The sequence below is a fragment of the Microbacterium sp. 1262 genome, from assembly GCF_040544895.1.
Lineage (GTDB): Bacteria > Actinomycetota > Actinomycetes > Actinomycetales > Microbacteriaceae > Microbacterium > Microbacterium plantarum.
In genome coordinates, this window is sequence record NZ_JBEPKU010000001.1 from 2564685 (window position 1) to 2585022 (window position 20338).

The following is a 20338-nucleotide window of genomic DNA, read 5'->3' on the forward strand; positions in this document are numbered from 1 at the left end:
GCTGCGGATCGCCCGACAGTAGAGCGGCGCGGGCGCCGCTGTCGCGGCGCCGCCACACACGGCGACACGCACGGAGACATGGCGTAATACAGGCGACTCCTCGGGCCGATAGCGTTCGTTCGTGATCCCGTTCGAGAACCTGCTGGCGTTCCTCCTCGCGGCTGTCGTCATCATCGTGATCCCAGGCCCCGGTGTGCTGTTCGTCATCGGCCGATCGATCGCCCTCGGGCGTCGCGCCGGCGTGCTGAGCGTGCTCGGAAACGCGCTCGGGAACGTCCCTGCCCTGCTCGCGGTGGCGTTCGGGGTCGGCGCGATCGTCGCGTCGTCGGTCGCCGCTTTCACGGTCATCAAGATCGTCGGCGCCGCGTATCTCGTGTGGCTCGGGGTGCAGGCGATCCGCCACCGTCACGCGCACGTGCGCACGCCCTCGAATGTGCGTACGTCGCCGATGCGCCTGCTTGCTCAGGGGTTCGTCGTCGGTGTGACGAACCCGAAGACGATCGCGTTCTTCGTGGCTGCTCTCCCGCAGTTCGTCGCCCCCGGCGCTGGTCCGATCTGGATGCAGCTCCTCGCGCTCGGCCTGATCTTCCAGGTGCTCGCCGTGGTGAGCGACAGCCTGTGGGCGCTCGCGGCGGGAACGGCCCGCGCGTGGTTCGCCACCTCACCGCGCCGCATGGCGACGCTCGCAAGCGCGGGAGGCGTGATGATGATCGGGCTCGGCGGAACCCTCGCGTTCGCGGGCGCGAAGGGCTGACGACGGCGCGCACCGCGCGAGCGTGGGACTCGGGCTGTGCGCGGGCGCGCCATCGAGGGCGCGCGGCCGGAGTCAGAAGGGTGGCGATTGTCCCGGCGGCGGTCCGCCGAGTGCGGCATCCGGTGGCGGGTCCGCGGTGTCCATCGTGAAGCAGACGGCGGGTATGGGGACGTCTTCGCGGTACACCCGGCCGAGGGGTGAGGTCCATTCGAGGACCCCGCCGCCGACCTGCCTGACCTCCCACTTGGTGAACTGCTTCATGGAGTGGTGTCGTTGGCAGAGGTGGGCGAGGTTGAAGATGTGGGTGTGGCCGCCGAGGGCGTAGTCGATGGTGTGGTCGAGCTCGCAGCGGATCGCGGCTCTGCGGCATCCGGGGAACCGGCAGTGCTGATCCCGTGCCATCAGGAGCTTCTTCATCGACGCCGTGGGTCGGTAGGTGTCGATCTCGACCGGTGTGCGGGTGAGGGGGTCGATGAAGAGCCGGTCCCACTCGCTGACCTGCCCGGCGAGCTGCCGCACGGTGTCAGCATCGACGAGCCCAGCACCCACGGCTTCGGCGGGGTTCTCGTCACGCCCCATCAACGTCTCGGCGGTGACCGCCACCTGCACGCGTGCCCGGATCGCCCCGAGCCCACCGGCCCGGTCCGTCCCGTACGTCGGGTCGACCACGGGCGCCCCGCCGAGGACGAGGTCACCGAGGATGTCGGCGCGCAGCTGATCCATCGTTCGCGTATCGGCCGGCTCGCATGCGCCTGCGGCATCCGCCCGGGCGTCCTTCACCAACTGCCCCATCTGCGTGAGCCGGTCGAGCATGCCCACCGCGATCACGGTCGGGACGGTCGCGATGACATCCGACATCCCGTCCGTCCCGTGCGCGACCCGCACGCACCGCCCGGCGGCGGCTTCGCGGTGCCGGTCGGTGAACGTGCGCTCGTGCAGCTTCTCCGCGAGGGCACGCAGGGCCGGTTTCACCCGGGTGGCGATGTCGCGCTCGCACACCGCGATCGCCGCGACCTCGAACTCGCCCCGCACCTCATCGGGCAGCCCGGTTCCCGCTTTGACGACCGCGTCGACGTGGTCGCGGGTGATCCGCCGCTCCTCCCACGCCGAGAAGACGGTCGGGTAATCGTCGACGATCGTCAGCGCATGGTCGATGTCGGCCTGCAGGCGCCTGTCGGTCCGCCGGGCCAGCCCCGCAGCTTCAGCCGCGACCGACCGCAGCTCCATGTCCGAGGCCATCCCACGCACTCCGTCACGGCGCGCCTCACGCAACGCGGACCGGCCCAGCTCGGCCAGAGCCCGCACCGAAGCGACATCCGCGTCATGCACCAGCGCGAGCGCCTCGCCGTAAGCCGCGATCGCGGGGCCGTGCGGCGAGACCTCGATCTCGTCCGAGCCGCAACCCCTGTTCGCTGACATGTTCCCATTGTGGCAGCGGGGTCAGACATTTACGTCGAACAAACATACGAAGAGCGAAACTCGTCAGAGCGCACGACTGGGGAGGAATCGCCGACCGGGAACCGCCGGTCAGGGCACGCGCACGCCCGTGAAGTTCGTCCGCTGCCGCAATTCGAACCCCAGCTTCTCGTAACCGGCGATCGCGTTCACGTTCGACGCCGCGGCGTGCATCATCGCTCGGCCACCCCGCTGCTGGATGTGGAACGCGACATCTAGCACCAGCCGCGACGCGAGCCCCTGCCGCCGGTACGCCTCGTCGGTCGCGACGGCGCTGATCTCGGTCCATTCGCCCGGCTGCAGCCGCTCCCCGGCCATCGCGATCAGCCGGCCGTCGCGCCGGATGCCGATGTACCGGCCGAGCAGGTGGGTGCGCGGCCGGAAGGGACCGGGCCGGTTGCGTTCGACGAGCGCGAGCATGTCGGCGACATCCGCCTGCCCCAGCTCGACCGCCTCGTCGTCCGGTCGCGGCTGCAGGCGATCCGTCTCGACGAGCTGCACTCCCGCGCCACCGAACGTGCGCACCCACCCGTCAGGCAGCACCGGCCCAGCACCATCACTACCGCCAACGTCCGCACGGTCGGGCGTACTGATGCTGAACTCATTGCCCGAACCCACCACGGTCGTGAGCGAGTCCCACACCGCGGGGTCCTCCCACGTGCGCACGCCCACGAAGCCGGCCACGTCGTCGGGATACCGGCGGACGAGGTCGTCGCCGATGGCGAGGTGCGCGTGCGCCCCGGTCAGCGAATGCCATGCGGCGTTATCGCGGACGTCGGGGCCGCCCAGAACAGGAGGGGTGGTGATGGTCATCGGGTTCGTCCTCTCGCGCGCCGCGTGCTGCCTTCGCCGCGGTCGCCGTCGGACCCAACGCGTCGACGCGCCGATCCATGCCCGCGGATGCCGCATCGCGACGCTATCCGTGACCGGACGCGACATCCCGGACCGCCGCCACATGCGTTCACGTACGGCAGTCGAGCGATAGTGTGCCCACGTGCAGAGCTCGAGGCAGGCGACGGTGTGGTCGCTCCTGCGGCTGGCGATGGCCGTCGTCATCCTCGCCGCCGTCATCACCCAGCTGACCGTGTCACTGACGCGAACCGCCGAGTCCGGCGGCGACGTCGCGACCGTGTTCGCGAACTTCTTCAGCTTCTTCACGATCCTCTCGAACGTCATCGCAGCAGTGGTTCTCGTGACGGCGGGCGTCCGCGCACTGATCGGCCGCGCCGGGCCGGAATCATCGCTCGGGCTCTCCGCCGCGCTCACCTGCGCCACGGCGTACATGGTCATCACCGGAGTCGTCTACAACGCACTCCTGCGCGGGATCACGCTCCCGCAGGGATCCGAGCCGGTGCCGTGGTCGAACGAGGTGCTGCACCTGATCGGCCCGATCTTCCTCGTGCTCGACCTGCTGATCGGCGCCCGGCGCCGCGCCCTTCGCTGGCAGGTCGTATGGGTCGTGGTGGCGTTCCCGCTGCTGTGGGTGGCCTACACGCTCGTCCGAGGCCCGCTCGTCACGAACCCCACGACGGGCGAGCCGTACTGGTACCCCTACCCGTTCCTGAATCCGAACGGCCCTGGCGGATGGGGGTCGGTCGCGGCGTACGTCGTCGTCATCGCGATCGGCTTCGTCGCCGTCGGCTTCGGAGCGGTGTGGGTCACCCGCCGCCGCGCCCGCGTCCTGCCGACGGAGGTCACCGCGGCAGGGTGAGGATCTCGGCCGCTCCGTCGGTGATGGCGATCGTGTGCTCGGCGTGGGCGGTGAGGCATCCGGTCGAGCTGCGGAGCGTCCACCCGTCCGCGTCGGTCACGAGCACATTCGTGTCTTCCATGACCCACGGCTCGATCGCGATGAGCAGCCCCGGCCGCAGGATGTAGCCCCGCCCCGGCCGCCCGGTATTGGGGATGTGCAGGTCGCCGTGCATCACCGACCCGATGCTGTGCCCGCCGAACTCGGTGTTGATGGAGTATCCGGCACCGGAGAGCACATTGCCGATCGCGCGCGAGATATCGCCCACCCGGTTGCCCGCGCGTGCGACCTCGATGCCGGCGGCGAGGGCGCGTTCGGTCGCGTCGATGAGGGCTGCCGCTCCCTCCGGGCGCCGATTCCCGACGACGAAGCTGATCGCGGCGTCGGCCGCAAGGCCGCCCTTCGTGACGGCGAGGTCGAGCGTGAGGAGGTCCCCGTCGGCGAGGCGGTAGTCGTGCGGCATCCCGTGCAGCACGGCGTCGTTGACCGCCGTGCAGATGTAGTGCCCGAAGGGGCCCCGCCCGAACGACGGCGCGTAGTCGACATAACACGACGTCGCCCCGTTGTCAGCGATGAGCTCGCGCGTCCACTCGTCGATCTCGAGGAGGTTCGTACCCACCTGCACCCGCGAGCGGATATCGCGGAGGATGCCGCCGACGATGGCCCCCGTCTCGCGGGCGCGATCGACCTCGCGCGGTGTGAAGATCTCGATCATGGTGCGCTCCTCCGGTATAAAAATACCGGTCAAACTATACCGCTACGATGAGCGCATGATGGTTCGTCGCGCGCTCACGCCCGAAGCCGTCGAGCGCGGCCGTCGCCTGGGCGCCCAGCTCCGGCGAGCGCGGGGAGACCGGTCGATCACGGAGGTCGCCGCAGCCGCCGGCGTATCACCCGAGACACTGCGCAAGATCGAGACCGGCCGGCTGGCGACCCCGTCGTTCGCGACCGTCGCCGCCGTCGCCACGAGCCTCGGCCTGTCGCTCGACGCGCTGGCCGCCGAGGCGCTGCTCACGGACATCGCCTCGACGACGACCTGATCAGCGAGACCGCCGGCGCCCGGCCCCGCCTCGCTGAGGAGAAGCCGGACGCCGGGTGCGGGGCGGCTCAGGCGCCGTCGCGCAGATCGCGGAAGAACGCGTCGACGTTGGCCTGCAGCGTCGCGATGCGGCGATCGCGCGCCGCTGCCGCGTCGAACCCGAGGTAGGGCGGCGGGTCGAGGCGCCGGACGTTCCGCGAGCACTCGAACCCCGAGCACAGGAGCGTCCCGACGGTGTTTCCGGCACGACCGGCCTTGCCCGCCCGCTTCGCGGCGAAGAAGACGACCTCGTTGGGGAGGGTGACATCGCAGCACCACGAGCATTGCGGGCGGGTGCGCGTGGCCTGATCTGCCTGACGCAGCTGCAGACCGACGGCCTCGCCGTCGACCTCGGCGACGATGAACCCGAGCAGCGGAGTCTTGGGGTCGCGCCACCCGTAGTAGTCACGGGTAGACCAGTCGACGTCCCCGAGGTCGGCGGGGACGACGAGCGAATTGCGCTCGCGGAGCGAGACGTTGATGAACGAGGAGCGGATGGCTTTCGCGGTGAGGGCGAACATGGAAAGGGTCCTGTCTGAGTACGCGTTCGCGCACCACCGTCGCGCCGGCGCCCCGGAACGGGCTGCGAGCAGACGGTCGTGAGCGGATCATCCCGGAACGACGGAGTCGTCGCCCGGGACCGGGAGAGCGCGTCGCGGACATGGGTCGACGCGACGCGCGCCGGATCAACCGGCGAGGAGGACGAAGGATGCCGCGCCTGTGCCACCGGCGCTGAGCGCGCCGGAGACCCCCTCACGCCCAGAGGGCATCGGCAGACGGACGGTACTCACGCGTCCAGGCTACTCCCTGCACACCGGCCGGTCACCGGCGATAGCATCCACCCGTGACGACGAACGATCGGGGACGACGGCTCGTCGAACGCGCCAGCGCCCGCCTCGAGGAGCATCATCCCTCCTTCGTGACCTCCCACCCCACGGCCCTCGGCCTGCTGTGGATGATCACCGTGGTCGCCCTGCTCGTCATCTGCGATCTGCTCGGCGGCCCGCACTGGCTGCGCGCGACCCTCACCCTCACAGCAGCACTGCCCCCGCTCGTGGCGACACTCATCGTCCTGTCGCAGACGCCGAGGTCGCACTTGGAGTACGAGCCGTCGATCCTGACCCATTTCTTCGCGCGGTTCCTCGCGCTCTTCAGCGCCTTCGTGTTCTGGCTGGGCTCGGTCGTGATCGGCGGCGCGATCGCGGTGCAGCTCGCCGACGAGAGCGGCACCGACATCGAGACGGCCTGGATCGCCGCCGGTGACCTCTTCGCCCGCATCGTGCCTCCGGTCACCGTGCTGCTCTACTGCGTGCTGATCATCCGCTACGCGAGCTACCTGGTGCGACTGCGCGGGTGGTCGGCCGTGCCCACGCGCCACCGCATCCCGGAGCACTTCCTCGCCGACGCGCCGCGCACACGTCAGATCGTGATCGGCCTCGCGCATCCGGGTCTGCTCCTCGCCTCGGGCCTGCTGTCGACACTCGTCGCGATCGCACTGACCCTGCGGGCAGAGGCGCTGCTCTCCTGAACGAGGAATACACCTCGGGGAGGATGCGCGCGCGCCTGAGAGCGGATGCCGCGCGGCCGCGCGCTTCCTAGCGTTGCTGGGGTGAGCACCGCCATCCCCCGATCGTCGATACTCCCCGTGTCCGCTGTCGCCGTCATCGCGGCGGCCGCACTGCTCATCCCCTGGTGGGGCGTCAGTCTCAGCGTCCTGGCGACACGCGGGGCGATGACCGCGGGCCTCGCGCTTCCGGCGACCGCGTACCTCTCGGACGTGTTCCTGTCGCTGCTCGCCGTCGGCACGGTCGTCGCGTTGGCCGTCGCGCTGCGAGGCGGGTCACGGCACCGCATCCTCTCCATCGCCGCAGCGGGCGGAGTCGTCATCGCCTACGCGACCAGCGAGATGGTCAAAGTGGCCCTCATGCAGGCACGCCCGTGCACCCGCTGGGCAGCGCTGTCGGCCTGCGACGCCACCGACTACTCCTTCCCCTCGAACCACGCCGTCCTCGCGATGGGCGCGGTCTGGGTCATCGCCACCGCGGCGCGCCGGACGTGGGCGACGTGGGCGGCCGTGGGCGCAGCGCTCATCGTGTTTTCGGGTCGACTCTTCGAGGGCGCGCACTACCTGCACGATGTCGCCGCCGGCGCTCTGCTGGGTCTCGCTGTGCCGGCGCTGCTGACGATCGTCGCGGTCGCCGTCACGCGAGAACCCCGGACGATGCGGTCGGCGCCGGAGATCAGTCGACGGCGGCGCGAACCAGCTCCCGCACGCGACTCTCGACCTGGGGAGTGACCTCGACGATCGCGAACGACGTCGGCCACATCGACCCGTCGTCGAGCGTCGCCGTCTCGTCGAAGTTGAGCGTCGGGTAGCGGGTGTCGAACTTCGACTTCGGCTGCACGAAGATCACGACCTTCCCGGCGCGCGCATAGGCCGGGAACCCGTAGAACGTCTTCGGGTCGAGGTCGGATGCCTCCTCCGAAACGATCCGGTGGACCATGCGGGCGACCTCGCCGTCGATCCCCTCGAGCGCGTCGATCGCGTCCACGCAGGCCTCGAGCTCCTTCGCGAGCTTCGCGGCGCCCTTCAGACCCTTCGTCGAGCGGAGCTCCTCGGCCCGCTGCTTCATCGCCGCCTTCTCCTCGTCGGAGAACCCGGCACCGCCCGCCGTGCTGTCAGCCATCGCCACCCCTTCCGCGGCCCGCGGCGCGGGCATCACGGTCCGATCGTGCCACTCGCGGCGCGTGCTGACCAGGTTCCGGCATCCGGCTTCGCTCGCGACAGCGAACCGCGTCGATCCGGGTACCCGACCGGCGGCATCCGAGACCGTAGGCTCTGAACATGCGTGCTCGTCTCGGTTCCGCCCTTCTCGTCCTGTCGGCTCTCGCTCTCGCCGGATGCGCATCGTCGCCCACGCCCGCCGAGCCCGACACCATGCCGACCGCCGAGACCGTTCCGGAGGGCGCCTGCGCCTACGTCGAGGCTCCCGGCGGCGTGCGCGACGTCGAGCTCCCGCCGGCCGAGTCCGAGGTGACGGGCCAGGTCTCGGCCGTGCTGCAGACGTCGGCCGGCGACATCCCCATGACCCTCGACGCCGACCGCACGCCGTGCACGGTCGGCAGCTTCGTCTCGCTCGGGGAGCAGGGCTACTACAACGACTCGCCCTGCCACCGCCTCACCACCTCGGGCATCTTCGTGCTGCAGTGCGGCGACCCGTCGGGAACCGGACGCGGCGGCCCCGGATACAACTACGCCGACGAGCTCGACGGCAGTGAGACCTACCCGGCCGGAACGGTCGCGATGGCCAACGCCGGCCCGAACACGAACGGCTCGCAGTTCTTCCTCGTGTACGAGGACACCCCGCTGCCCGCGAAGTACACCGTCTTCGGCACGCTCGACGAAGCGGGCCTCGCCATCGTGCGCGATGTCGCTGCCGCCGGCGCCGAGGGCGGTGCCCCCGACGGCGCCCCCGCCACCCCGGTGACGATCACCGGTGTCTCGCTGGGCTGAGCCCGGGGGGCGCCGGCCCGCCGAGAACGCACCCTCTCGGCGAAAACGCACCGTGCGGGGTACGCGCTCGCGGCGACGGTGCGTTCTCGCGCGTCGGCAAGGGACGGCGACATTTGGGGTAACGGGAATTCGGTGCGACACGTGAAGGACGGGAAACTCGGGGTTACGCCGGCGACCCGACGGCGCAGACCTCCGAAAGGCCCGACCGTGATCGCGCTCGAGCACGTATCGAAGACGTACGGCGGATTGACCGCCGTCGACGACGTCTCGCTGCAGATCCCTTCCGGGGAGATCTACGGCATCGTCGGCCAGTCCGGCGCCGGCAAGAGCACCGTCGCCCGCATGGTCAACCTCATCGAGCGGCCGGATACAGGCCGAGTGGTCGTCGACGGGGTGGATCTGACCGCCCTCGACGCGAACAGCCTGCGCGCGGCACGCCGTCGCATCGGGATGGTGTTCCAGCGGTTCAACCTCCTCGGCAGCCGCTCGGTGCGCGGCAACGTCGAGCTCGCCCTCGAACTCGACGGCAGCCCCCGGGTCCGGCGGCGCGACCGCGCGCAGGAGATGCTCGACCTCGTCGGCCTCGGTCACCGGGGAGACGCCGGCGTGCACGAGCTGTCGGGCGGGCAGCAGCAGCGCGTCGGCATCGCCCGCGCCCTCGCGAGCGGCCCGAGCGTGCTGCTCTCCGACGAGGCGACGAGTGCCCTCGACCCCGAGACCACGACCTCGATCCTCGACCTCTACCGGCGCATCAACGCCGAGCTCGGACTCACCGTGCTCCTCATCACGCACGAGATGGATGTCGTGAAGTCGACGTGCCACTCGGCGGCGCTCATCGAGCACGGCCGCGTCGTCGAGAGCGGTCGCCTCACCGACGTCATCCGCACGCCGGGCTCGCGCCTGACCTCGCAGCTCTTCCCGCTGGGGCCGATCCCCGCGGGAGCCGACCCGAGCGCGACGGTCATCGACATCACGTTCGCCGGCGGCACGGCCGACCGTCCCGTCATCGCGCGGATCGCCCGCGACCACGACGTCGACGTGTCGCTGCTCGGCGCCCTCGTCGAGCAGATCGCCGGCACGCAGGCCGGCCGCACCCGTCTCGAGGTGCCCGCGGCCGCGGCATCCGCCGTCATCGCCGACCTGCGCGGCCAGGGTCTCATCGTCGACGTCCTGCAGGGAGGGGATGCCGCGTGAACGAGCAACTGCTCAATCTGCTGCTGGTCGCCACCGGCCAGACGCTCTACATGGTGGGCGTCGCGCTGCTGGCGACGATCGTCGTCGGCCTCCCGCTCGGCGTCGTGCTCGTCGGCACCGAGCAGGGGCGCTTCCTCGCGACCCCCTTCGGCTCGCGCCGCGTCGGCATCGTCATCAACCGTGTGCTCGACTTCATCGTCAACCTCGGCCGGTCGGTGCCGTTCATCATCCTGATGGTCGCGCTGATCCCCTTCACCCGGCTCATCGTCGGCACCTTCATCGGACCGACCGCGGCGATCGTGCCCCTGTCGGTCGTGGCCATTCCGTTCTTCGCCCGCATGGTCGAGATCGCGATCAAGGAAGTCGATGACGGCCTGCTCGAGGTCGCCGCATCGCTGGGCGCGAGCCGCTGGCAGCTCGTGACGAAGGTGCTGCTGCCCGAGGCCGCGCCCGCGATGCTGCTCGGCCTCTCGACGACCGTCACCTCGATCATCAACTTCTCGGCGATGGTGGGCACCGTCGCCGGTGGCGGTCTCGGCGACGTCGCGATCCGCTACGGCTACCAGCAGTACAGCTGGATCCACATCGTCAGCGTCATCGTCGTGATCTTCGCGATCGTCATGGTGCTGCAGGGCCTGGCGAGCTGGGGCGCCCGGCGCCTCGCCCGCCGCTCGCCCCGCGGCCGCACCGCCGCCCCGAGCGCACGGATGCAGCGGGCCGACGCCCGCGGCACAGCCTGACGCCCCCGCACCGCCCCTCCAGCCACGCACCGCCCGACCGCACCGTCATCCCGAGAGGAACCCTCCATGTCCCGCACGGCCCGCACCGCCCGCACCCCGCTCCTCCTCGCCGCCGTCGCCGCGGCGGCCCTCCTGCTCGCCGGATGCGCCGGCTCGCCGGCATCCGAGTCGGGCGGCGCCGACGGCGACGGCCTCGGCACCCTCAAGGTCGGCGCACTGCAGACGCCCGCCGGCGACATCCTGAACCACATCGCCGAGAACGGCGCGGCCGAGCTGGGACTCACGATCGAGTTCGTGCCCTTCACCGACTACAACACCCCCAACACCGCGCTCGTCGACGGCTCGATCGACGCGAACCTGTTCCAGAACTCGACTTTCCTCGAGAACTTCAACACCAACACCGGGTCGGATCTCATCAGCGTCGGCGAGGCGTACCTGCCCTCGGCCGCGTTCTACTCGAGCAAGGTCGACAGCCTCGACGACCTGAAGGACGGCGCGACGATCGCCATTCCGAACGACCCGACGAACGAGGGGCGCGCGCTCAAGCTCCTCGCGCAGGAGGGCCTGATCGAGGTCTCCGACGACGTCGCCGACCTCACCGGGATCACCGACAACCCGCGCGACTTCCGGTTCCAGGAGATCGAGAACGCGACGCTGCCCCAGGCCGTGCCCGACGTCGACGCCGCCTTCGTCACGATCAGCTTCGCGCTTCCGGCGGGCCTCACCGCCGACCAGGCGATCCTCACCGAGGGCGAGGGCAGCCCGTACTACAACGTGCTCGCGACGCGTCCAGACCTGAAGGACGACCCCCGCATCGTCGCGCTCTACGACCTGCTGACCTCGTCGGAGGTCGCCGACTTCGAGAACGAGACCTGGGGCGGCCTGGTCGTCCCCGTCACGAAGGACTGACCCCCGCTCAGTAGGATTGTCCCCATGTCGAAGGTCCTCCAGTCCCTGCCCGTCGGCGAACGCGTCGGCATCGCCTTCTCGGGGGGTCTCGACACCTCCGTCGCGGTCGCGTGGATGCGCGACAAGGGCGCCGTCCCGTTCACCTACACCGGCGACCTCGGCCAGTACGACGAGGACGACATCGCCTCGATTCCCGGCCGCGCGCTGCAGTACGGCGCGGAGGGCTCGCGACTCATCGACTGCAAGCCGATGATGGTCGAGGAGGGCCTCGTCGCCCTTTCGTGCGGCGCCTTCCACATCCGCTCGGCCGGCCGCACCTACTTCAACACCACGCCGATCGGCCGTGCCGTCACCGGAACGATGCTCGTGCGCGCCATGAAGGAGGACGGCGTCGACATCTGGGGCGACGGCTCCACCTACAAGGGCAACGACATCGAGCGGTTCTACCGCTACGGCCTGCTCGCAAACCCTGCCCTGCGCATCTACAAGCCGTGGCTCGACGCCGACTTCGTCACCGAGCTGGGCGGCCGCACCGAGATGAGCGAGTGGCTCGTCGCGCACGGGTTCCCGTACCGCGACTCCGTCGAGAAGGCCTACTCGACCGACGCCAACATCTGGGGCGCGACCCACGAGGCCAAGACCCTCGAGCACCTCGACGTCTCGCTCGAGATCGTCGAGCCCATCATGGGCGTGCGCTTCTGGGATCCTGCGGTCGAGATCGAGACCGAGGACGTCTCGGTCACGTTCGAAGCGGGCCGCCCCGTCGCCATCAACGGCGTCGAGTACTCCGACATCGTCCAGCTCGTCATGGAGGCGAACGCGATTGGCGGCCGCCACGGTCTCGGTATGAGCGACCAGATCGAGAACCGCATCATCGAGGCCAAGAGCCGCGGCATCTACGAGGCGCCGGGCATGGCGCTGCTGTTCGTCGCGTACGAGCGCCTCGTCAACGGCATCCTGAACGAGGACACCCTCGCGACCTACCACGAGCAGGGTCGCCGCCTCGGGCGCCTGATGTACGAGGGCCGCTGGCTCGAGCCGCAGTCGTTCATGCTGCGTGAGTCGATCCAGCGCTGGGTGGGCTCCGCGATCAGTGGAACGGTAGCGCTGCGCCTGCGCCGCGGCGAGGACTACACGATCCTGAACACCGAGAGCCGCAACCTGTCGTACTCGCCCGAGAAGCTCTCGATGGAGCGCGTCGGCGACTCGGCCTTCGGTCCCACCGACCGCATCGGTCAGCTCACGATGCGCAACCTCGACATCGCCGACTCGCGCTCGCGCCTGGAGCACTACGCGGGCATCGGCCTCATCGGCGGCCCGACGGCCGAGCTCGTCGGCGACCTCGAGCGGGGCGGCGCGGCCGAGATCACCGGCAACGTCGAATCGACCGATCAGGATCTCGCCGAGCGGGTGGATGCCGCGGGCGAGTCCGCGTCGTTCGACTTCGGCGCCGACTGACCCGCAGCACGCGTTCTTATAACTTGCACATGTGTGTGCAGGTTCGTATCATCGACGGGTGACCGACACCGTCTCCCCCCGTCGTCCGCGGAAGGATGCCGCCGCCAATCGCGCCGGCCTGCTCTCCGCCGCCGCGCGCACGCTCGCGCTCGACCCGAGCGCGTCCGTCGACGCGATCGCCCGCGCCGCCGGGCTCAGCCGCCGCGCCCTCTACGGTCACTTCGACGACCGTGACGCGCTCGTGCGCGAGCTCGTCGCGTCGGGCGCCCAGCGTTTCAACGCCATCGCCACAGACCCCGAGCTGCGACTCGACACCGAGCCGGTTCCGGTCGCGCTGGCCCGCCTGACCGGTCGGCTCTGGGGCGAGGCATCCCACGTGCAGGTGGCCGCCGCCGTCGCCCTCGATGAGCGGCACGTCGAAGACTCCGCCGCCGCGCTCGCCCCGCTTCGTCGCGCACTGATGAACCTGGTGCGCCGCGGGCAGGACGAGGGCGCGCTGCGGACGGATGTCGCCGCGCCGACTCTCGCTCGTCTCATCGAGGAGACCGCGCGCACCGTCATCGTCCGGCTCGACGCGTCCTCACCCGAGGCGCGGTCGCTCGTCGTGCGCGCGGTCCTCTCGATCGCGGGGCTCTCGTGGCGCGACGCCGCCGCACTCATCGACTCGCACCCCGATGTCGTGGGGGCGGTCTCCTGATGCGCGTCGAGCTGCGTGTCGTGGCGAAGGGCCGCAAAGACCTCGCTCTGCCGCCCACGACCCTGTCGTTCCGCACCGGCCGTGCCACCCTCGCGATCGCCGAGACGGAGCAGCGCCCGACCGTCCTGGGCCTCATCGCGAGCGGACGGATGCGGCCCGACGGCGGCACCGTCCTGCTCGACGGCGCCCGCGCCTCGCGCACGCTGCGGCACAAGACCGCACTGATCGACGCGCCGGACGTGAGCGACCCGCCCCCGAACATCTCCACGGTCGGCGTCGTCAGCGAGGAGCTGATGTTCGCGGGCCGCCTCGCCGACCCGATCTCCGCGCGGCGGTGGCTCGACGAGCACGATCTGCGCTCGTACTCGCGCGTCCCCATCGGGGACGTGCCCGCGACCGACCGCATCCGGATGCTGCTCGAGCTCGCGGTCCTGCGGCCGGGCGTCGAGGGCATCGTGCTCGTCTCCCCCGACCGCCACGGCGGCGATCCGCACGACTGGTGGACCCTCGCCCGGGAGTTCGCGGGACGCGGCCTCGCGGTGCTCGTGATCGCCGGCCAGGCCGCTGCGACGCTCCTCACCGAAACCGATCCCCTCGCGCCGCATCGACGCCTGGTGCCCAGCGGCATCCGGCTGCGCGGCACCCGTCCGAAGGCCTCCCGATGAAGATCCCCGCCCTCATCACCGCCGAACTGCGACGGCTGACGGCCACCCGGATGTCGGTGGTCGCGCTCATCGCGCTCATGCTCGTCCCCGTCCTCTACGGCGGCCTGTACCTGTGGGCAAACCAGGACCCGTACGGGAAGTTCGCCGACATCCCGGTAGCGCTCGTCGACCTCGACTCGGGGGCGCCCAAGAGCGACGGCAACGGCACGGTCAACTACGGGTCCGACGTCACCGACAAGCTCGTCGAGGGCCGGGCCTTCGGCTGGAAGGACATGACCGCCGCCGAGGCTCAGGAGGCGCTGCGTACCGGCGATGTCGACTTCTCGGTGACCATCCCCGAGGACTTCTCGCTCGCCCTGACCAGCGCCGCAGGCGACGAGCCCCGCCAGGCGACGCTCGTGCTCGCCACCAATGACGCGAACAACTACCTCGCTTCGTCGATCGGCTCGCAGGCGGTCGAGCGGATCCGCTCCTCCGTCGCCGAACTCGTCGGACGGGAGGCGGCATCGCGGCTGCTCACGGGCATCGCCGACATCCGCGTGCAGTTGCAGAACGCCACCGACGGGGCGAACCAGCTCGTCGACGGGGCGGGGCAGGCGCTCGACGGCGCCAACCAGCTCGCCGACGGAACCGGGCGGCTGTCGAGCGGTGCCGTGCAGCTGCGCGACGGTGCGAACCAGCTCGCCGGCGGCGCGTCGCAGCTCGCCGACGGCACCCGCACGCTGGCTCAGGGCTCGTCAGACCTGGCGTCCGGCGCAGCCCAGGTCTCCGACGGCACGGCCGAGCTCGCGGGCTACGCCGACCGCGTTCGCGCAGCCGTCGACGATGCGGCGGGTCAGCTGCCGCAGGTGCGCACAGACATCGCCGCGCTGCTCGCCGACGGAGGTCTCGATCAGACGCAGATCGCGGAGGTCCTCGCCCGCCTCGATCCCATCGGCGACCGTCTGCAGTCGGGCGCGACGCGCGTCGACGAGGCGACGGGTCAGATCGACCGCCTCGCCGCGGGGGCGGCCCAGGTCAGCTCGGGCGCCGCACAGCTCGCCACCGGTGCTGCGCAGGCCGCCGACGGTGCGGCATCCGTGTCGTCGGGTGCCGGCCAGCTCGCCTCGGCGACGGACGAGGCCGCGACCGGCGCCGCTCAGCTCGACGAGGGCGCCCGACAGCTCGCCTCGGGACTCGGGACGCTCGACGGCGGGCTCGTCACCCTGCGCGACGGGCTGAGCTCCGGCGTGGCCCAGCTGCCCGTCTCTACTCCCGAGCTGCGCGAGCAGCAGGCGCAGACGATCGCCGACCCGGTGGCGGTCGACTCCGGCAACCTCGCGAAGGCCGGTGATTACGGTGCCGGCCTGGCGCCCTTCTTCGCCGCCCTCGCGGGATGGATCGGCATCTACGCCCTCTTCCTCATCGTGAAGCCGGTATCGCGCCGGGCGGTGACCGCGCTGCGTTCACCCCTCCGCGTAACCCTCGCCGGCTGGCTCACTCCGGCGATGCTCGGCGGAATCGGCATGATCGTCCTCTTCGGGGTGCTGTCGATCGCGCTCGGATTCAACTTCTCGAGTCCGGTCGGCACCCTCGGGATGCTGATCACCGCGTCGTTCACGTACGCCGCGATCATCCTGGCGCTCAACGTGTGGCTGGGATCCGTCGGTCAGTTCATCGGACTCGTGCTGATGGTGCTGCAGCTCGTCACCGCGGGCGGGACCTTCCCCTGGCAGACCCTCCCGGCACCGCTCGCCGCACTGCACCATGTTCTGCCGATGGGGTACGTCGTCGACGGCATGCGGCAGTGGATGTACGGGGGCGACCTGAGCCGGGTCAGCCTCGACCTCGCGGTGCTGTTCACATGGATGGCCGGAGCACTCATCCTCGCCGCGATCGGCGTGGCCCGGATGACGCACGGCCGCACGCTGCGCGACCTGCAGCCGAGCCTCATCGGCTGACCGGGGCGGCCGGCCACGGCGGCTACTCTTGGCTGGATGTCGACAATCGACACGCGAGCGAGGAGTGGTGGAACGATGGACGTCGACACCGACGGAGCACCTGACCCGATGGCCCCCGAGCGGATCCACGTCGACGACCTCGGCGCTGCCGTGATCGGTCGCGTCCGACGGCAGGACATCGACGCGGTGATGTTCGACTGCGACGGCACCCTCGTCGACTCCGAGCCCATCGGCCACCGCGTCTGGGGCGCTCTCGCCGACGACCTGGGCGTGGTGGCAGCCCCGGGAGCCGACGCGGAGGGCCTCAGCTTCGAGCAGCGCCTCGAGGCACTGCGGACCACGAATCCCGCACTGCCCCCGACCGAGGTCGTCTATGCCGAGTACTGGCGGCGCCTGCGCACAGCCTTCGACGAGAGCCTGCAGCCCATCGAGCCGACCTACCGCCTCGCCCGCGAACTCGTCCGCGCGAACATTCCCGTCGCGATCGTCAGCAACAGCGCGCAGGAGCGGCTGCAATACACCGTCTCCTGCGCGCTGCCCCTGCTGGCAGGAGTGACGCTGGTGGGATGGACAACGCAAGACCGCCCCAAGCCTCACCCCGACCTCTACCGTCGAGCCGCGTCGCTCGTCGCGGCTCCAGCCGACCGGTGTCTCGCGATCGAAGACAGCACCGTCGGCGCGCTGGCCGCCTCGCGCGCGGGCATGCGCACGCTCATCCTCGACGTGGCCATTCGCTGACCCGCGGCGCTCACCGGCTCACGCTCGGCCGAAGCAGATCGGGCCGTGTGCCCCATCGGTCGAGGGCTTCCTGCGAGAGACGGATGCCGAGCCCCGGCCCCTCGGGCACGGCGAGCATGCCGTCGGCGTCGAGCTCGGGAGGCGTCTCCAGCAGCCCGTCGATATAAGCAGAGCCCGTGCGGTACTCCACGAGGTCGGTGCCGGCGACGGCGGACGCGAGATGCAGATCCGCGCTCAGCCCGATCGCTGTGTTCCACCCGTGCGGGATGAGCTGCACCCCGAACTCCTCGGCCAGCCAAGCGACGCGGCGTGACTCGGTGAGCCCGCCGCTCTTCGTCGTATCGGGCTGCACGATGTCGAAGGCCCCGGCCCGCAGGCATCTCGCGAAGTCCTGGCGCCGGGTCAGCACCTCGCCGCCGGCGATCGGTACACCGGCTCGGGCACGCAGAGCGGCATACCCCTCGATGTCGTCGGGCGCCAATGCCTCCTCGAACCACGCGACGTCGTGATCGGCGAGCATCATCGAGGTGCGGATCGCCCACGCCGATCGGCCCGCCCAGAATCCATCCGATCCGCCGGCGTCGACGGCGAGCAGGGCATCCGGCCCGATCGCGTCGCGCGCCGTGGCGACGACATCCTCGTCGTATCGGCTGTCGCGGCGTCCGAAACCGCCCCACCCGATCTTGAACGCGGTGAAACCGTCGGCCGCGATCTCGTGGAGCGTGTCGCGCAGCGGAGCAGGATCCTCGATCAGCAGCGACGCATACGGTCGTACGCGCGACCGGTAGACGCCCCCGAGCAGCATCCCCACCGGAAGTCCCGCCGTCTGCCCCAGGATGTCCCACAGGGCGATGTCGATCCCGCTGATGGCGTGCGCGACCGCGCCCCCTCTCCCCATCCAGAAGGTATGGGCCGCCAGCGTCTGGCTCACGCGCTCGGGCTCGCGCGGGTCCGCGCCGATGGCGAGCGGGGTCAGGAGCTCGAGCGCAGCCCCGACGAGGGCCTCGCTCGAGTAGCAGCTGCCGACGCCGATCACGCCCTCGTCGGTGTGCACCGCGATCAGGGTGTGGATGACGTCGTCGGGGCCGTGCTCGTGCGTCCATCCGCCCTCCGGGGTCGCACCACGCAGTCCGCACATCTTGATCTCGGTGATCTTCATCTGATCCGCCTTCCTCACACGGGAACCGCGTTGTCGATTGTCGACAACTACCGTACCGACATGATCGGGTCATTGTCGACAACGACCGTCGGATTGCTACGGTGGCGGAGTGACCTCCTCCCCGCTTCCGCCGATCCCGACCGCTTCCCGTCGTCAGCAGGTCGCCGACGTGCTGCGAGAGGCCATCACCTCGGGCGATCTGGCACCCGGCCATAAGCTCACCGAGCTCGAGCTCGCGAGTCAGCTCGGGACCAGTCGCGCACCCATCCGCGAAGCACTCCGGCAGCTGGAGCAGGAGGGGCTCGTGGTCTCCTACCCGTACCGCGGCACCGAGGTGCTGGGCGTCTCGCAGGAGGAGATCGAGAACGTCCTCGTCCCCGTCCGCCTCGCCCTCGAGCGCTTCGCCTTCGCGAAGGCGATGGAGGTGTGCACGGATGAGGATGTCGCAATGCTGGCAACCATCATCGAGAGCATGGACGATGCGGCGTCGGCCGGCGACCTGGGGAGGCTCGCCGACGAGGACGCCCGGTTCCACGAAGCGATCGTGATCCTCTCCGGCCAGCAGCACTGCCTGCAGATCTGGCGGACGATCCAGCCCCGCGTGCGCGCCTACTTCCGACGCGACGCGTCGTACTACAGCGACCCGCACGCCGTGGGAGCGCAGCACCGCGCACTGCTCGATGCCCTGCGCGCCGGCGACCAGGACGAGGGCCGGCGCGTCATCAGCGAGCACATCCGCACGCACTTCGGCGACCCCGCGGACTCACTCCGTTCGTGATCCGCTGACCGGTCGGGCGTGCTCCGGCGGCTGCCCGACCTCGGCGACGCTGTGGCCCTCGCACTCCGCCGCCGTGACGTGCGCCCGCTCGACGCGATCGACCGCGAACCACCGCATCGCGTCGCGCAGTCGACACCATCCGATGAGGTACCACCGACCGCCGTTCGACGCGAACAGCACCGGCTCGACGTCGCGCGTGGTGGTGGCTCCGCTCTCGGCTGTGTAGCGGATGCGGACGACGCGCTGCTCGAGCATCGCCTCCTCGAGCGCTGATCGGACGGCTCGCGAAGCCGCGGGCGCCCCGTCGACCCAGACGCGTCCGGCGAGGTCGACCGCGCGCTCCCGCGTCCGGGGGTCGAGCACGTCGACGATCTTGCGCACCGCGGCCGACGCGAGGTCGGCATAGGGCGCATCCGGCGCAGCGGCGACGGCCGCCATCAGTGCCACCGCCTGGGAGGGCGACAGGCTGACGGGCGGGAGCGAGGACCCGGCGGCGACCCCATAGCCGCCGCCCGGACCGGGCCGCGACCAGATCGGCGCACCGCTGCGTTCGAGTGCATCGAGATCGCGCTTGATCGTCCGGACCGAGACCTCGAACTCACGTGCCAGACGCTCGGCCGACACACCGCGCGTCCCGCTGCGCCGCAGCGTCTCGGCGAGGGCGTGCAGGCGCTCCGCGCGCTTCATCGTCGAAGCCGCGGCGAATTCATGACATAGATGATGACACACTGTTGTCCAACGCGCGACGGATGCTGATCTCATGACCGATCACTTCACGCCTCCCCCACTCGTCCTCGTTCCCGGCCACTGGCTGGGCGCCTGGGCGTGGGACGATGTCGCCGCCCATCTCTCCCCCATCGACGCGCGTGCACGAGCGCTCACCCTGCCGGGCCTCGACGCCGACGACCCCGAGCACGCGACGCGCACGCTCGAAGATCAGGTCGGCGCGATCCGCGACACGCTCGACGAGCTCGGAGCGTCGCGGGACGATCCAGCCGTCCTGGTCGCCCACAGCGGCGCCAACGGCCCGGTGAGCATCATCCTCGACCGGCATCCGGAACTCGTCCGACGTGTGGTGTGGGTGGATTCGGGCCCGATGGCGAGCGGTGCCGCGTTCGCACCGGGACTCCCGGAGGCCGTCTCGGAGCTGCCGTTGCCGCCCTTCGACGAGCTCGCACAGCAGGCGAGCCTCGACGGCATCGAGCCCGAGGTCCTGGCGCGGTTCCGAGCTCGGGCGGTCGCCGAGCCGGCACCCGTGGTGCGGGAACCAGTGATCCTCACCGATGGCGCCCGCTACGCCGTGCCGACCACCCTGGTGTGCTGCTCGATCTCCGGCGAGCAGGTCATGCGGATGGCCGAGAGCGGTCATCCCATGTTCGCCGAGGTCACCCGGCTTCGGGACGTCGACGTCGTCGACCTCCCCACGGGCCACTGGCCGATGTGGAGCAGGCCGCGCGAGCTCGCCGACATCATCCGGGCGGAGGTCGCACGAGGCTGCTGACGAGCGCG

At 70.6% G+C, this 20338-nt stretch carries 23 protein-coding genes; 16 read left to right on the forward strand and 7 right to left on the reverse strand.

The features are described from left to right. Nucleotides 1-121: 121 nt before the first annotated feature. Nucleotides 122-754: a LysE family translocator gene (locus tag ABIC53_RS12170; RefSeq protein WP_354451661.1), complete on the forward strand. Its 633-nt coding sequence runs from the start codon at nucleotides 122-124 to the stop codon at nucleotides 752-754. A 72-nt stretch (nucleotides 755-826) separates the two neighbouring features. Here the strand turns inward: ABIC53_RS12170 and ABIC53_RS12175 are convergent, their stop codons facing one another. Further along, entirely contained in the window at nucleotides 827-2173 is a 1347-nt protein-coding gene (locus ABIC53_RS12175) for an HNH endonuclease signature motif containing protein (protein ID WP_354451663.1), read from the reverse strand. Nucleotides 2174-2281: 108 nt separating this feature from the next. Continuing rightward, nucleotides 2282-3022, reverse strand: a complete 741-nt coding sequence (locus tag ABIC53_RS12180; RefSeq protein WP_274179040.1) for a GNAT family N-acetyltransferase — start codon at nucleotides 3020-3022, stop codon at nucleotides 2282-2284. 181 nt (nucleotides 3023-3203) lie between these two features. Between ABIC53_RS12180 and ABIC53_RS12185 the strand changes: the two genes are divergently transcribed. Beyond that, nucleotides 3204-3920, forward strand: coding sequence for a Pr6Pr family membrane protein (locus ABIC53_RS12185; RefSeq protein ID WP_274179041.1), 717 nt, complete (start codon nucleotides 3204-3206; stop codon nucleotides 3918-3920). Here ABIC53_RS12185 and map read toward each other — a convergent pair. Continuing rightward, a complete protein-coding gene (gene map, locus ABIC53_RS12190; RefSeq protein WP_274179042.1) occupies nucleotides 3904-4674 on the reverse strand; it encodes a type I methionyl aminopeptidase in 771 nt (256 codons plus the stop codon). The two genes, ABIC53_RS12185 and map, sit on opposite strands and share 17 nt — an antisense overlap. 58 nt (nucleotides 4675-4732) lie before the next feature. Between map and ABIC53_RS12195 the strand changes: the two genes are divergently transcribed. Beyond that, nucleotides 4733-4999 carry a helix-turn-helix transcriptional regulator gene (locus tag ABIC53_RS12195; protein WP_274179199.1) on the forward strand — a complete coding sequence of 89 codons (267 nt, stop codon included), beginning with the start codon at nucleotides 4733-4735 and terminating at the stop codon, nucleotides 4997-4999. 67 nt (nucleotides 5000-5066) lie between these two features. On the opposite strand, the gene ABIC53_RS12200 is transcribed toward ABIC53_RS12195, so the two are convergent. After that, nucleotides 5067-5558: an FBP domain-containing protein gene (locus ABIC53_RS12200; RefSeq protein ID WP_114587482.1), complete on the reverse strand. Its 492-nt coding sequence runs from the start codon at nucleotides 5556-5558 to the stop codon at nucleotides 5067-5069. Between the two features lie 323 nt (nucleotides 5559-5881). Between ABIC53_RS12200 and ABIC53_RS12205 the strand changes: the two genes are divergently transcribed. Next, complete coding sequence (locus ABIC53_RS12205; protein WP_114587483.1) at nucleotides 5882-6565, forward strand: hypothetical protein; 684 nt, start codon at nucleotides 5882-5884, stop codon at nucleotides 6563-6565. Between the two features lie 81 nt (nucleotides 6566-6646). Further along, nucleotides 6647-7333 carry a phosphatase PAP2 family protein gene (locus ABIC53_RS12210; RefSeq protein WP_274179043.1) on the forward strand — a complete coding sequence of 229 codons (687 nt, stop codon included), beginning with the start codon at nucleotides 6647-6649 and terminating at the stop codon, nucleotides 7331-7333. Here ABIC53_RS12210 and ABIC53_RS12215 read toward each other — a convergent pair. Continuing rightward, nucleotides 7278-7724: a hypothetical protein gene (locus ABIC53_RS12215; RefSeq protein WP_354451667.1), complete on the reverse strand. Its 447-nt coding sequence runs from the start codon at nucleotides 7722-7724 to the stop codon at nucleotides 7278-7280. The genes ABIC53_RS12210 and ABIC53_RS12215 overlap by 56 nt on opposite strands. A gap of 158 nt (nucleotides 7725-7882) precedes the next feature. Between ABIC53_RS12215 and ABIC53_RS12220 the strand changes: the two genes are divergently transcribed. The 9 genes from ABIC53_RS12220 to ABIC53_RS12260 all read left to right on the forward strand — a co-directional run bounded on the left by ABIC53_RS12220 (nucleotide 7883) and on the right by ABIC53_RS12260 (nucleotide 16892). After that, on the forward strand, nucleotides 7883-8551 hold the full coding sequence (locus ABIC53_RS12220) for a peptidylprolyl isomerase (protein ID WP_274179045.1): 669 nt from the start codon (nucleotides 7883-7885) through the stop codon (nucleotides 8549-8551). Between the two features lie 207 nt (nucleotides 8552-8758). Next, nucleotides 8759-9745, forward strand: a complete 987-nt coding sequence (locus tag ABIC53_RS12225) for a methionine ABC transporter ATP-binding protein (RefSeq protein WP_274179046.1) — start codon at nucleotides 8759-8761, stop codon at nucleotides 9743-9745. Continuing rightward, nucleotides 9742-10485: a methionine ABC transporter permease gene (locus tag ABIC53_RS12230; protein WP_112615635.1), complete on the forward strand. Its 744-nt coding sequence runs from the start codon at nucleotides 9742-9744 to the stop codon at nucleotides 10483-10485. Before ABIC53_RS12225 ends, ABIC53_RS12230 begins: the two co-directional genes overlap by 4 nt. A gap of 66 nt (nucleotides 10486-10551) precedes the next feature. Next, nucleotides 10552-11394 carry a MetQ/NlpA family ABC transporter substrate-binding protein gene (locus ABIC53_RS12235; RefSeq protein ID WP_274179047.1) on the forward strand — a complete coding sequence of 281 codons (843 nt, stop codon included), beginning with the start codon at nucleotides 10552-10554 and terminating at the stop codon, nucleotides 11392-11394. Nucleotides 11395-11418: 24 nt separating this feature from the next. Beyond that, entirely contained in the window at nucleotides 11419-12852 is a 1434-nt protein-coding gene (gene argG, locus ABIC53_RS12240) for an argininosuccinate synthase (protein WP_274179048.1), read from the forward strand. A 58-nt stretch (nucleotides 12853-12910) separates the two neighbouring features. Continuing rightward, nucleotides 12911-13549: a TetR/AcrR family transcriptional regulator gene (locus ABIC53_RS12245; protein ID WP_112615629.1), complete on the forward strand. Its 639-nt coding sequence runs from the start codon at nucleotides 12911-12913 to the stop codon at nucleotides 13547-13549. Next, on the forward strand, nucleotides 13549-14214 hold the full coding sequence (locus ABIC53_RS12250) for a hypothetical protein (RefSeq protein ID WP_274179049.1): 666 nt from the start codon (nucleotides 13549-13551) through the stop codon (nucleotides 14212-14214). The genes ABIC53_RS12245 and ABIC53_RS12250 overlap by 1 nt, the downstream gene beginning before the upstream one ends. Continuing rightward, complete coding sequence (locus tag ABIC53_RS12255; protein WP_274179050.1) at nucleotides 14211-16154, forward strand: YhgE/Pip domain-containing protein; 1944 nt, start codon at nucleotides 14211-14213, stop codon at nucleotides 16152-16154. Before ABIC53_RS12250 ends, ABIC53_RS12255 begins: the two co-directional genes overlap by 4 nt. 75 nt (nucleotides 16155-16229) lie before the next feature. Next, nucleotides 16230-16892 carry an HAD family hydrolase gene (locus tag ABIC53_RS12260; RefSeq protein ID WP_323986955.1) on the forward strand — a complete coding sequence of 221 codons (663 nt, stop codon included), beginning with the start codon at nucleotides 16230-16232 and terminating at the stop codon, nucleotides 16890-16892. Nucleotides 16893-16902: 10 nt separating this feature from the next. On the opposite strand, the gene ABIC53_RS12265 is transcribed toward ABIC53_RS12260, so the two are convergent. Then, a complete protein-coding gene (locus ABIC53_RS12265; RefSeq protein ID WP_274179052.1) occupies nucleotides 16903-18051 on the reverse strand; it encodes a mandelate racemase/muconate lactonizing enzyme family protein in 1149 nt (382 codons plus the stop codon). Nucleotides 18052-18160: 109 nt separating this feature from the next. Here ABIC53_RS12265 and ABIC53_RS12270 point away from each other — a divergent pair, with 109 nt between their 5' ends. Then, nucleotides 18161-18829, forward strand: coding sequence for a GntR family transcriptional regulator (locus ABIC53_RS12270; protein WP_274179053.1), 669 nt, complete (start codon nucleotides 18161-18163; stop codon nucleotides 18827-18829). Here the strand turns inward: ABIC53_RS12270 and ABIC53_RS12275 are convergent. Next, nucleotides 18815-19516, reverse strand: a complete 702-nt coding sequence (locus ABIC53_RS12275; protein WP_274179054.1) for a helix-turn-helix transcriptional regulator — start codon at nucleotides 19514-19516, stop codon at nucleotides 18815-18817. The genes ABIC53_RS12270 and ABIC53_RS12275 overlap by 15 nt on opposite strands. Before the next feature lie 73 nt (nucleotides 19517-19589). On the opposite strand from ABIC53_RS12275, the gene ABIC53_RS12280 reads away from it, so the two are divergent. Then, nucleotides 19590-20330 (forward strand): alpha/beta fold hydrolase, encoded by a 741-nt coding sequence (locus ABIC53_RS12280; RefSeq protein WP_274179055.1) that lies wholly within the window; start codon nucleotides 19590-19592, stop codon nucleotides 20328-20330. The last annotated feature ends 8 nt before the right edge of the window (nucleotides 20331-20338 follow it).